Raw genomic sequence first — 12784 nt, forward strand, 5'->3', positions numbered from 1 at the left:
GGCATGCATGGCCATCGCGCTGGAAGCACTGCCTGCCGGGCTGGTCTGGAGCGGCGAGCATTTCGCCCGCCCGGCACAAGCCGGCCTGCCCACCGGCTTTGACGCCCTCGACGCCCAGTTGCCCGGCGCCGGCTGGCCTCGCGGCACCCTCATCGAACTGCTGTGCGACACCCCCGGCATCGGCGAAGTCGAGTTGCTGCTGCCGCTGCTCAAACGAGCCGTCGCCCCCACCCTGAATCTGTGGGTCGCCCCGCCCTGGCAGCCCTATGCGCCCGCGCTGATCGCGCGCGGCATGCCGCCCGAGCACATGCTGGTGCTGCGCCCCGAATCCCGCGCCGCCGCGCTGTGGGCCACGCGTCAGGCGCTGGTGTCTGCGGCCTGTCACGCCGTGCTGGCGTGGCTTGAGCGGCCGGACATGGCCGCCCTGCGCCGCCTGCAACTCGCGGCAGAGGAATCCGGCACGCCGCTGTTTCTCTTCCGCCCCGCAGCGGCGGCGCGCCAGCCCTCGCCGGCCGGCTTGCGGCTGGGCCTGTCGGCACGCGGCCGCACGCTCTGCGTGAGCATCCTCAAGCGCCGTGGCCCGGCCGCGGCCGAGCCCGTGCGGCTGCCGCTCGAACACCCCTGGAGTCTTGTCGATCATGCTGTGGATCGCCCTCGCCTGCCCCGACCTGCCGGTGCAGGTCTTCACGCGCGGCGCGGCTGAAACCCAAGCGCTGGCCGTAGCCGACCCCACCCCGCCGGCCCGCATCATCGCCGCCAACGCGGCCGCGCGTGACGCTGGCATCGCCCCCGGCGAGCGGGTTTCGGCAGCCCGTGCGCGCCTGCCCGAGCTGATCCTGCGTGACCGCAACCCGGCCCTCGAAACCGCCACCTTGAGCGAGCTGGCCGCTTGGGCCGGGCGCTTCACGCCGGCGCTGTGCGTGGTGCCGCCAAACGCCCTGCTGCTCGAAGTCTCGGCCAGCCTGCGCCTGTTCGGCGGGCAGCAACGCCTGCTGCAGCAACTGCGCAGCGGGCTGGGCGAACTCGGCATTCAGGCCGGCATTGCCGCCGCGCCCACGCCCCTGGCGGCGCACTGGCTGGCCCTGGCCCGGCCCGACACCTTTCTGCAAGAGCACAAAGGCTGGCAGAGCACGCTGGATGCCCTGCCCTTGCAGGTGGTGCGTGCCGGCACCACGGTGTCGGAAGCGTCGGTGGATCTGCTCCACGGTGTCGGCATCCACACTCTGGGCCAAGCCCGCCGCCTGCCGCGTGAAGGGCTGGCGCGCCGTCAGGGCAAAGCGCTGCTCGATGCACTGGCCCGCGCACGCGGCGAAACCCCCGACCCACGCCCCCGCCATGTGCCGCCCGAGCACTACGCGGCGCACATTCCCCTGCCCGTGCCCACGCCGAACATCGAACCGCTGATCTTCGTCACCAGCCGCCTGATTACGGGCCTCGCCGCCTGGCTCGACAGCCTGCAGGCGGCGTGTGATCGCTTCGAACTGCTGCTGGAGCACGAGGGCGCAGCCGCCACCCGCATCGAAATCATCAGCGGCGAGCCTTCGCGCGATGCCGCCCGCTTGATGCTGCTGGCGCGTGAGCATTTATCGGTGCTGAAGCTGGCCGAGCCGGTGGAGTCGCTGCGCATCGCCGCCGATGCGCCGGTGGCACGCGCCGGACACACGCCAGACCTGTTCGGTGACGCGGGCCAGGTGCGCGAAAACGTCACCCTGCTGCTCGACCGCCTGCGCGCACGCCTGGGCGATGCCGCGTTGTTCCAGCCCGCGCCGTGGCCCGACCACCGCCCCGAGCGCGCCGCACGCAACCAATCCCTCAACACCAAGCCAGCAAACGCCCCCGTGTGCGCCGCCCAGCGCCCCACCTGGCTGCTCGACACCCCGCGCGCCTTATCGTCGCTGCACGGCCTGCGCATGGTGGCCGGGCCAGAGCGCATCGAAACCGGCTGGTGGGATGGCGCCGACGTGCGCCGTGAATACTTCGTTGCGCGCACCCGCGAAGACGCGCTGTGGTGGGTGTTTCGCGACCTCAACGCCGCCGGCGATTGGTATGTGCACGGCTATTTTGGATAGACTGCGCGCACCTATCTGCGTGTGCCCACCATGTTTCCCTTCCCCACCCGCCGCCCCGACGAAATCGAAGGCGACTTCCGCCGCCGTCAGGCCTTTCGCCACCTGATCGTGTTTCTGATCCTGCTGCCGCTGACCATTGCCGCCTTCCGCAACATCGGCCCGCTGTGGGCGTTCATCGACCCACTGGAAGGCTTCCAGCTGCAGGTGGCCACCACCCTGCTGGGCGCCGTGCTGGCCGCTTTCCCCCTTCTCACGGTCATCGCTGGGCTGGTCGCCATGTGGCACGGCGTAGAAAGCATCGAACGCCCCCGCAGCCGCCACACCCCGCTGCTCGACCGCCTCATCACCGCCGCCGGCCTGCTGGTGTGGTTCGCGCCCACGCTGGGCCTCATCGGCATGGCCGGCCGGGCGATTGCTGAAGGCGCGATCAGCTTCCGCCGCCCGGCGCGCGAATACCTACTGGCGACTGACCCGATTGCGTTTTGGCAGAGTATTGGTTTTTTTCTGATTGTTGCGGCTGCGCTGGCTTGGCCGGCAGTGCATTACTGGAAACGAAAATTTGCCGCGTACAAACGACGCCATTAAGGCTCACCACCAAAGTTTAGGATGAAATCTGGCCTGCCTTGTTATAGCGTTTGAGCAGGGGCTACGCGACTTATTACGCAGCGTCAAGCGAGCGTAGGTAATCAAATTGGGCGCCAGGCAGGAATCAAAGCACACGTCAAGAAAAAAGAAATAGCAGAAGCGAATAGCCGGCTAGCTGCGACACGAAAACGAACGCAACTGTGCGACAAGACGCCATTGAAGCAGTGCCATGAGAACAGAAAGGATCGAGTTCATAGTCTCAAAGAAACATAGACCTGGCCCTAATTCACGCGCCTTATCTCGTCTCGGCCGGCAGGCTATCAAGCAGTCGCATGATGAGCTTGGCACAAGAAGGGCTATAGACCTGCTGGAGCAGATAATCCAAGTCTTCGTGAAAAACCAATACTTCCGAGTGATCAGCTTCATAGAGCGCTCGCAACCCCGGTAGAATACCTTCAGTTTCGAGACCAAGTTCCCAGTCATGGGCTGCCGCATTCCGTATAACTCTTATATGGTCACACCTGCTGCGTTCTTCTTGATCAATGATGCCGTCAGCAAAGGCCCGCTTTATTCTGCTACCGAAGGTCTTAGGCGGCTTAGCGACTGCTTCCCCGGCAGCTGAAGCACGCAACGCCTCAGCTTCCAGTAAATTATCTAGGAGCCCGTCAAGGAATGACGCCCAGACAATAACAACGCCACGAAATGACTGCTTAGCATTCTCGATGTTTGCGCAGTTAATAAATCTATCCAGCCCCTTAAGGTCAGCAGGAAACTTTTCTTGCTGCACAGGTTCTTCGGACAAGTTCCGTGGTTTCGGTGGGGTAATCTCCCCAAACTCGCCGGAGAGGCACCTTGCAAAAACCTCTCTTCCGCGCGATTCCGAATCATACGGTGATGCCGTAAAAGGAACCTCTTGTACGAGAGTATTGGTTTTGATCCAGCAGTTAATCGCGGTGCGACTCTCATCGACCCATTGCGGATTTTTGACTGACAATATTTTTGTATTGATCACAACTTTGCCTCTTAAAGCCGTCAATTAATGACGAGGTTGAGGCCTATATTTCAAATCGGTCTAGAATATAGATTTGCCCCCACTTACTCTTGACGGAATGGTTAGCATTCAGCTTCAAGGACTTCTGTGAAAAATTAGTGCGACCAGGCCGGTTACGGTACCGACCAAGCCGGTGATCGCCGACACCCAAACTACCCATTGCGCTCGAATTTCATGCCGTGCCATCTGCTCGCCACGTATTTCTTCACGCAGTAAAGCTATGCCTTGATTCGTGAGATACCAACTCCCTGTGTAACGTCCTTCGTACCAATGCTCTGACTCGCTTCTGTCTTCGTTGTAGCGATGAGGTACAGAAGCTCGTAGGTTTCGGGCCTTCTTAAGAAGTTGCTTTGTAACGAAAGCGTCCTCTTCCTCATCATGCAGAGCAATTTCAAAGCGCCGGTCAGATTCGAGCGAATGAACCTTTGCAGTGTCCTTCGCTCTTCTAGCGGCAGAAATATCCTGTGCGTAGGCGCGATCTAGCAGTACTCGTCGCCATCCAAGTTTCTTACTGGTAGGCAACGGCATCTTTATGATCAAACGAAGGAAGCGTGACATTGGCAATAATCCGAAGGGCGCTAACATGGGAGACAAGGGGAACGGAACCCGCCTGCAGGTGGCACTGAGAGTTAGCAGTCATTTTCCTTCGCCACTTTTTTGCTCGCAGCATGCCGAACGATGAGAACAAGACGGTCAAGTTGCTGTGAAACCAGCAGAAAGTGAATGGCTATGAGATACAGGCCGATTAGTGCGCCGAAGGCCCACTCGATTCCCGGCGGGGCAAGCCTCGGATCGGTCAGAACCTTTTCGGCCGAGAAGTAGCCTGTGACGGCAAGAGGAAGCATGCCAACCTTTTCGATAGCCCCAACTAGAAAAGCAATTCTATTTTTCAGTTGATCTGCAATAAGAGCTAAGCGGTCACGGGCATACTCAAGATGGTGCCTCTCGAAATCTCTTGCCAGAGAAGATATTCGATCAATATCATTATTAAACCGCTCCGTCGCAGGAGAAGCCAATGACTTCTCGGAGTGCCTCAGCATTTTTGTCACTGGAAATACGACAGCTAATTGATATATTGCGCTACTGATCATTGCGACGACGAGCAAAACTAATGATGTATAGGCAGCCCACTTCTCCGGCCATATATGTGTTATGCCTGCAAATACGAGGCCGAAGCACAAAGCGATGGCAGAAATCATGAAAATCACAAACTGGGTTTTATTCTCCCAAGGCTTCAGCGAAAGAGGCTTTCCATCTCCTTCTAAAATTGAAGAAAGAATGTCTTTTGGTGTAACTATCATGTCAAGGATAACTATAATTTAAAGTTTAGATCTACATCTTCTATCAATCTAAAATATATATACAACCTCAATTCTTGCACAAACGCCTAATCAACCGAGTGCCCACTCACTCAATCGTCACCACCCCGAATATCGGCAGAAACAGAATCTGAATAGCTTGTGGCGCGCTTACATATACTGCGCGACACAAAAATCTTCTTGCCCATAAAGCCGTCTATTATAATTTTTTTTAGAAGTCATAGACTAAGAGCTTCAACGCCCGAGTTAAACAGTGCCGCGAAGCGTTGTCGGCTTGAATGAATTGTCAGTCACGCAGCCGTGAAACGCTCTGAAGGAGATCATGTGATGCGGCCTTTAGCACTTGAAGGCAGATTTTGGCAGTGTGCTCACGCGGCGAAAACCCGGAAGATAATTGTTCAAAAGGATGAATATAGTTCCGAAAATCTCTGAGAGCATGACTGAACTTGTGGGTGTCGTGCTCGATTAGCTGAAGCTCTCGGGCTACGTCAATAAAACTATTAAGGGTCCAACCTTGAAAAGGACGAACCTTTCCAGCTGCGTCTTTCGGTGCAGCAGTTGCACTGTTGAATATTCGAGGGTTGCAAGTGGCAACGCCAAGGAGCACGCCCTCAAGCGTGCTGCCAGCGAGAATAATCACCGCAAGAGGTGACCCGGATGAAAAACACTTCTCTATCTCTTTGACTCTTTGCTCCAGCACGACAAGAACGGAGGGCTCTAGTCCTAGCCGATCAAAGCGAACGTCAGAGAAGTCGCGTCGCAAGAAGTCATTTTCTCGCTGTTCTAGGGAGGGTGATTCCTCCACCTCAACGCGCTCAAGCCTCCGAAACTTAAGGTCCGCTCCATCGCGATCAATACGCCATTTGTCAAAAGCCAAGTATTGATTGAAGTCGCTCAAAAGTTCATCAAGATCCCCCATTCGACCAACAAAATTGATTGGAGCAAACGTCCGCTTAATGCATTCATCAATTTTTGGCGTTCCATTGATCTTTTCCAAGCGATCATCAGTGAACACCCAGCGCGAAGGGAAACCCGGTCCGTACGAATCGTTGAAGCCGAGAGAATTGAAAAATTGAATGATCTTCGGACCGGAGCGGTACTCCGTCCTTTCGTTGATCATGTCCCGAAGCGACTCGAGCGTTTTCTGAGAAAGCAACATGAGCCGATGTACTCCCTTGCGCACCTAACTTTTTTATAGCAAGACTGCCCGATGACATTTCTGCCTGCCATCACACCCTAGCAGGGTTGATAGGCTGAAAAGTGCGTTCCGTGCATCTTGCAGTTCTAGCCACTCATAAAATACCGTGAAAACCATCATTCTCAATTTCCGTGCGATCGGGACTCGCTTGATCGATCGCACGAACACATAAGACTGAAAGCCTCTATGAGGACGTTCGGAACTATGTGTTATTCGTCTCACATGTTAAGACAAACTAATTACTTTTACGGCAGTCTCAATGTGACAACCTCCCTGAAATCATCGTTAATTCAACTACCTAGCCAAGAATTCCGAAGCTTTCTTACGGCTAAAGCTGGCTTGGCCTGTAATACAAGCTGCACAGCATTCGCCGGCGCTGCCGCCAACTTGACCTCAAACTCCATCAGCTCGTCACGCCGAAAGGCGTGAATGCGGACTTTGTCGCCGGCTTTGCGGCGGCTCAGCATGGCGTCGAGGTCGCTGCCGGTGACTTTGAGGCCATCGAGTGCAATGAGCACGTCGCCAGCCGAGAGGCCGGCGGCTTGTGCGGGGCCGTCGTCGAACACGGCGGCGATTTTTGCGTCTTTGCCGGAGGCCATGCGTACGCCCAGCGTGGGGGTGTTTGAGGCTGGGCTGGCTTTGTAGTCGACGCCGAAGGGTTTGAGCAGGCGGGCGGGCGGGAGGTCGGCGGTGCCGTTGACGCTGCGTTTGAGGGTGTCGGTGATGCGTTTGGCGGCGTCCGGGGAGATGGCTGAGGCCACTTCGAAGACGGCGTCGAACATGCCCTCCTCTGCCACGCCGACGCCGGTCTGGCCGTATTTCTGCCACAGCAGGCGCATGACGTCGTCGAGGCTGACTTTGCCGCCGCTGGCTTCGCGCAGTTGCAGGTCGAGCGCCAAAGCGATGAGCGAGCCTTTGGCGTAGTAGCTCACCACGGCGTTGGTGGCGTTTTCGTCCTGGCGGTAGAACTTGGTCCAGGCGTCGAAGGACGATTCGGCCACGCTTTGCTTGAGCCGGCCGCTGCCGCGCAGCACGCGCGAGATGGTGGCGGAAATCAGTTCCAGATACTCAGCGGGGGTGATGACGCCGCAGCGCACCATCGCCAGATCGTCGTAATACGAGGTGATGCCCTCGAAGGCCCACAGCAATTGGGTGTAGTTCTCGCTCTTCAGGTCGTAGGGCGTGAAGGCGGCGGGCTTGATGCGCTTGATGTTCCAGGTGTGGAAATACTCGTGGCTGCACAGGCCGAGGAAGGTGCGGTAATCCTTGGTCTGGCCGACCATGCCGGGGTACGGCAGGTTGTTGCGGCTGGCCAGCAGCGCGGTGGAGGCGCGATGCTCCAGCCCGCCGTAGCCGTCACCGACGATCATGGTGAGGAACACGTAGCGGTCTACCGGCGCCGGTTTGCCAAAGAGCTTGATCTGCCAGTCGCAGATCTTTTCGAGGTCGGTGGTGAGGCGTTTGAGGTCGCAATCGTGGCGGCCGGTGATGACGAAATCGTGTTTGGCGCCGCCGGCCTTGAAGCGGGTGTGAGTGAAATCGCCCATTTCCACGGGGTGATCCACCAACTCGTCGTAGTTTTCGGCGCGGTACAGGCCGAAGCCGAATTCCCTGGCGGCGCCCTTCTCGCCCTTGGCCGGCGCCAGCGCGGTGGCCACCCGCCACTTGGCGTAGGCCTTGCCCTTGGGCGGGCGGATGTCGACGAGGCACGGCTGCTGCTCTTGCCCGCCCACGGCCAGGAACACGCTGGTGCCGTTGAAGAAGGCGTGAGTCTGATCCAGATGCGCGGCACGCACCGAAAGATCCCACGCGTACACGTCGTAGGTCACGCTGAGCGTGCGCCCGGCAGGCACCGGCGCGGCGCGCCAGGTGTGCTTGTCGAGCTTGGTGACGCGCACCGGCTTGCCGCCCGCCTCGGCTTCCAGCGTGACGATGTTGCGGGCGAACTCGCGGATCATGTAGCTGCCGGGAATCCACGCCGGCAGGCTGAATTGCTGGCCGGCGGGGTCGGGCTGGGTGACGCTGCAGGTGACGCGAAACAGATGGGCTTCGGGGTGATGCGGGGTGATGGTGTAGCGGATTTGCGTCGTCATGATGATCCTGCGGGCGGTTCGAGGGATGGGTCATTGTAGCGAAGCGCGTCTTCGCGTTCGCGCGTGAGTAGGCTTTGCTTGCGCTCCACGCCCCAGCGGTAGCCCGACAGGCCGCCGTCGCTGCGCACCACGCGGTGGCACGGGATCGCCACGGCCAGCACGTTGGCGCCGCAGGCGCTGCCCACGGCGCGCACGGCATCCGGTGCGCCGATGCGGCGCGCCAGTTCGGCGTAGCTCACCGTGTTGCCGGGCGGAATGTCGCGCAGCACCTGCCACACGCGTTGCTGAAAAGCCGTGCCGCGAATGTCGAGCGGCAGATGCGTGCCGCGCCCCGGCGCCTCCACCAGGCCGACGATCTGCGCCACGCGCTGCTCGAAGGCGGCATCGGCGCCGATCAACGTGGCCTGCGGAAAACGCTCTTGCAGCTCGCGTACCAGGCTTTCGGCATCGTCGCCCAGCGAGATGGCGCAGACGCCCCGCTCGCTTTCCGCCACCAGAATCGCGCCCAGCGAACACTGCCCCACGGCAAAGCGCACCTGGGCATCCGCCCCGCCTGCGCGAAAAGCCTGCGGCGTCATGCCCAACACCGCGCCGGCCTGCTCGTAAAAGCGCCCGCTGGAGCCATAGCCGGCGTCATGAAAAGCATTGGTGACCGAGGCGGCATGCGCCAGCGCCTCGCGCACGCGGCCGGCGCGCTGTGCCGCAAGGTAGGCGCGCGGCGTGAGGCCGGTGACCGATTTGAAAACGCGGTGCAGATGCGCCAGGCTGAGGCCGGCAAGGCGGCCAAGCTCGGCCAGCGTGGGCGCACGCTCTGCCTGCTCGATGTGGCGGCACAGCTCGGCCACCATGGCCGCCTGACGCTCGGCCAGCGGCGGCAGATCGGGCCGGCAGCGCTGGCAGGGGCGAAAGCCGGCTTGCTCGGCCTCGGCCGGGCTGGCGTGAAAGCGCACGTTTTCCGGCCGTGGCGTGCGTGCGCCGCAACTCGGGCGGCAATACACGCCGGTGCTGGCCACCGAATACCAGAAGCGCCCGTCGGCCGCCGGGTCGCGCGCCAGCACGCGCTGCCAGCGCGGGTCGCCCAGGGTGTTTGCCGCCGATGCCTTCATGCCCAACTCCGTTGCCTTGCGTAGCGCCATCGTGCCGCGTGCCTGCGCGGCCGGCACTCCGCAGCGTGCTTTTGAATTCGATGGTAGCGCGAAGTCTTCGGGCTACGGCAATCTCGCTATACTGTATATAAGAACAGTCATCGAATTTCCCACAGCTTGCACCCGATGTCGCCCCCGATCGCCCCTGCCGAGCTTCACTGCCTGAGCAACTTCAGCTTTTTGCGCGGCGCCTCGCACCCCGAAGAGCTGGTGCTGCGCGCGGCCGAGCTGGGCTACGGCGCGCTGGCGCTAACCGACGAATGCTCGTTCGCCGGCATCGTGCGCGCGCACCGCGAGATCAAGCGTCACGAGCTGCCGCTCAAGCTCATCATAGGCACCGAGCTGCAGCTGGCCGACGGCCCGCGCGTGGTGGTGCTGGTGCGTGAGCGCACCGGCTACGCGGCGCTGTCGCGGCTCATTACCACGGGCCGTACCGCAGCGGCCAAGGGCGAATACCTGGTGCGGCGCAGCGACATGGCCGGCGGCGTGCCGGGCTGCTTTGCGCTGCTGGTGCCGCCGGATGAATGGCCGCTGGACGAAGCCGCCGTGCAGGCCGATGCGCTGTGGCTGCAGAGCGTGTTAGGTAATGATGCACGGCTCGCCATTGGCCTGGCCGACGGGCCGGACGACGCAGCACGGCTGGCTGCCCTGCTGCGCATTGCCGAAGCCACCGGCGTGCCGGCGCTCGCCGCCAGCGGGGTGTTGATGCACTCGCCTGAACGCAGACGCCTGGCCGACGTGCTCACCGCCACCCGCCTGCGCTGTGCGCTGGAAGAAGCCGGGCTGGCGCTGGCGCCCAATGCCAGCCGGCACCTGCAAAGTGCCGATGCCCTGCAGCGGCGCTACCCCCTGCCCTTGCTCGAAGCCGCGTGCGCGGTAGCGGCCGACTGCCACTTCAACCTCGACGAGTTGCGCTACGAATACCCCGACGGTTTGGCGCCGGAAGGCCATAGCGCCACGACGTGGCTGCGCAAGCTGGTGGAAGACGGCCTGCAGTGGCGCTATGGCATCAAGCAGCGCAGCGATGCGGCGTTGGCGCGCATTCGTGGCCTCATCGAGTACGAATTGGCGCTGATCACCGAGCTTGGCTACGAGGCGTATTTTCTGACCGTGCATGACATCGTGCGCTACGCACGCGAGCAGAAAATTCTCTGCCAGGGGCGCGGCTCGGCGGCAAACTCGGCGGTGTGCTGGGCGCTGGGCATCACCGAGGTCGACCCCGAACTCGGCACCATGCTGTTCGAGCGCTTCATCTCGCGCGAGCGCAACGAGCCACCCGACATCGACGTGGATTTCGAGCACGAGCGGCGCGAAGAGGTCATCCAGTACATCTACGGCAAATACGGGCGCAAGCGCGCGGCCCTGGCCGCCACGGTGATCCGCTACCAAGTGCGCGGCGCGCTGCGCGATGTGGGGCGTGCGCTGGGCTTTCCGCTGCATCTGCTGGACCGCCTGTCGAGCGAGCATCAGTGGTTCGACGGCCGCACGGCCAAGCCCGAGCGCCTTGCCGCCGCCGGCCTCAACCCGGATGCGCCCAACGTGCGCCTGCTGCTGGAACTCACCGGCGAGCTGGTGGGCTTTCCGCGCCATCTGTCGCAGCACGTGGGCGGCTTCGTGATTGCACGCGGGCGGCTGGACGAGCTGGTGCCCATCGAGAACGCCGCCATGGCCGACCGCAGCGTGATCCAGTGGGACAAGGACGACCTGGATGCCGTGGGCCTGCTCAAGATCGACGTGCTGGCGCTGGGCATGCTGTCGTGCCTGCGCCGCACGCTGGCGCAAGTATCCGAATGGCACGGCTGGCAACTCGATTTGGGAAATATCCAGCGCGAAGTCAAAAGCGTGTACGAAATGCTGTCGGAGGGCGATTCCGTGGGCGTTTTTCAGGTCGAATCGCGTGCGCAGATGACCATGCTGCCGCGCCTCAAACCTGAAAATTTCTACGACCTGGTGGTGGAAGTGGCCATCGTGCGCCCCGGCCCGATTCAGGGCGGCATGGTGCACCCGTATCTCAAGGCACGCGAGCAGAAAGCGCGCCAGCAGCCGATCACCTACCCCACGTCGGCCCATGCGCAGGTGGATGCAGGCGTGCGCGGCGTGCTGGAGCGCACGCTGGGCATACCGATCTTTCAGGAGCAGGTGATGCAGCTTGCCGTGGTGGCGGCCGGCTTTTCGCCTGGCGATGCCGACCAGTTGCGCCGCTCGATGGGTGCGTGGCGGCGCAAGGGCGAGCTGGAGCAATACCGCCTGCGCTTGCTTCAAGGCATGGCCGCGCGCGGGTTTGAACCGGAGTTTGCCCAGCGCCTGTGCGACCAGATCGAAGGCTTCGGCAGTTACGGCTTTCCCGAGTCGCACGCGGCCAGCTTTGCGCTGCTGGTGTATTTCTCGGCGTGGCTCAAGCGCTTCGAGCCAGCGGCCTTTCTGTGCGGCCTGCTCAACAGCCAGCCGATGGGCTTTTACGCGCCGTCGCAGTTGATTCAGGATGCGCAGCGCCATGGTGTGGAGGTGCGCGGGCCGGATGTATGCGTCAGCGAATGGGATTGCACGCTGGAAGGTGAGCCGGCCGACGCCCCGGCGCCAAGTCCTTCGTGCCCCGCCCTGCCCGTTCGGCCCGACCCGGCCGCACGTCTGGGGCTGCGGCTGGTGAAAGGCGTGTCGCAAGCCGCCGTGAACCGCCTGATCGCCGCACGCGGCGCCCGGCCGTTTGTGTCGGTGGATGATCTGGCCGTGCGTGCGCGGCTCGACCCGGCCGAGCTGGGCAAGCTGGCCGCAGCAGGGGCACTCGCTTCGCTGGCCGGGCATCGCAGGCAGGCGCTGTGGCAGGCCTCGGCCTTGCAGCACGGCGACGGCGTGCTGGCGCAGGCGCCGGTGCTGGAGCAACAGGCCGAGCTGGCTGCGCCGAGCGAAGGCGAAGCCATCGTGGCCGATTACGCACGCCTCGGCTTCACGCTGGGGCGGCACCCGCTGGCCTTGCTGCGTCAGCGCCTGGCCGAGTTGCGTTTCGTGACCGCTGCAGACGTGATGGCCAGCGCCGACCGGCAACTCATGCGCGCCGCGGGCATCGTCACCTGCCGGCAGCGGCCGGGCAGCGCCAAAGGCACGATGTTCATCACCCTGGAGGACGAAACCGGGGTGGTGAACGTGATCGTCAGCGTGGAGTTGCTGGAGCGGCAGCGCCGCGAACTGCTCGGCGCGCGCCTGCTGGGCGTGTATGGGCAGATCCGGCGGGAGGCCAAGGTGGTGCATCTGGTGGCCGGGCGTGTGGTGGATCACTCCGCCCTGCTCGGCCGGCTGAACACCCGCAGCCGCGATTTTCACTGAGCC

The 12784-nt window shown here is 62.1% G+C and carries 10 protein-coding genes; 4 read left to right on the top strand and 6 right to left on the bottom strand.

The genetic code is table 11. The features are described 5' to 3' along the window. The first annotated feature begins 7 nt into the window (after nucleotides 1-7). Genes imuA through AC6H0W_RS10775 form a run of 3 tightly spaced genes read left to right on the top strand, consistent with a single transcriptional unit; the run spans nucleotide 8 to nucleotide 2654 of the window. The gene (imuA, locus tag AC6H0W_RS10765) at nucleotides 8-703 is read left to right on the top strand and encodes a translesion DNA synthesis-associated protein ImuA (protein WP_497577156.1); all 696 of its coding nucleotides are present in this window, start codon (nucleotides 8-10) and stop codon (nucleotides 701-703) included. Beyond that, nucleotides 639-2069, top strand: a complete 1431-nt coding sequence (locus AC6H0W_RS10770; RefSeq protein ID WP_497577157.1) for a Y-family DNA polymerase — start codon at nucleotides 639-641, stop codon at nucleotides 2067-2069. The genes imuA and AC6H0W_RS10770 overlap by 65 nt, the downstream gene beginning before the upstream one ends. A 30-nt stretch (nucleotides 2070-2099) precedes the next feature. Beyond that, nucleotides 2100-2654 (top strand): hypothetical protein, encoded by a 555-nt coding sequence (locus tag AC6H0W_RS10775; protein ID WP_497577158.1) that lies wholly within the window; start codon nucleotides 2100-2102, stop codon nucleotides 2652-2654. A 295-nt stretch (nucleotides 2655-2949) separates the two neighbouring features. Here the strand turns inward: AC6H0W_RS10775 and AC6H0W_RS10780 are convergent, their stop codons facing one another. The 6 genes from AC6H0W_RS10780 to ada all read right to left on the bottom strand — a co-directional run bounded on the left by AC6H0W_RS10780 (nucleotide 2950) and on the right by ada (nucleotide 9421). Further along, nucleotides 2950-3666: a DUF4145 domain-containing protein gene (locus AC6H0W_RS10780; protein WP_497577159.1), complete on the bottom strand. Its 717-nt coding sequence runs from the start codon at nucleotides 3664-3666 to the stop codon at nucleotides 2950-2952. A gap of 114 nt (nucleotides 3667-3780) precedes the next feature. Further along, entirely contained in the window at nucleotides 3781-4263 is a 483-nt protein-coding gene (locus AC6H0W_RS10785) for a hypothetical protein (RefSeq protein ID WP_497577160.1), read from the bottom strand. A gap of 71 nt (nucleotides 4264-4334) precedes the next feature. Continuing rightward, on the bottom strand, nucleotides 4335-5006 hold the full coding sequence (locus AC6H0W_RS10790; protein ID WP_497577161.1) for a hypothetical protein: 672 nt from the start codon (nucleotides 5004-5006) through the stop codon (nucleotides 4335-4337). 304 nt (nucleotides 5007-5310) lie between these two features. Continuing rightward, nucleotides 5311-6183, bottom strand: a complete 873-nt coding sequence (locus AC6H0W_RS10795; protein WP_497577162.1) for a hypothetical protein — start codon at nucleotides 6181-6183, stop codon at nucleotides 5311-5313. A gap of 329 nt (nucleotides 6184-6512) precedes the next feature. Further along, entirely contained in the window at nucleotides 6513-8315 is a 1803-nt protein-coding gene (locus AC6H0W_RS10800) for a M61 family metallopeptidase (RefSeq protein ID WP_497577163.1), read from the bottom strand. Next, nucleotides 8312-9421, bottom strand: a complete 1110-nt coding sequence (gene ada, locus AC6H0W_RS10805) for a bifunctional DNA-binding transcriptional regulator/O6-methylguanine-DNA methyltransferase Ada (protein WP_497577164.1) — start codon at nucleotides 9419-9421, stop codon at nucleotides 8312-8314. Before ada ends, AC6H0W_RS10800 begins: the two co-directional genes overlap by 4 nt. A gap of 165 nt (nucleotides 9422-9586) precedes the next feature. Here ada and AC6H0W_RS10810 point away from each other — a divergent pair, with 165 nt between their 5' ends. Beyond that, the gene (locus tag AC6H0W_RS10810; RefSeq protein WP_497577165.1) at nucleotides 9587-12781 is read left to right on the top strand and encodes an error-prone DNA polymerase; all 3195 of its coding nucleotides are present in this window, start codon (nucleotides 9587-9589) and stop codon (nucleotides 12779-12781) included. Nucleotides 12782-12784: the final 3 nt, after the last annotated feature.

The sequence above is a fragment of the Pseudazoarcus sp. NS20 genome (assembly GCF_059703745.1).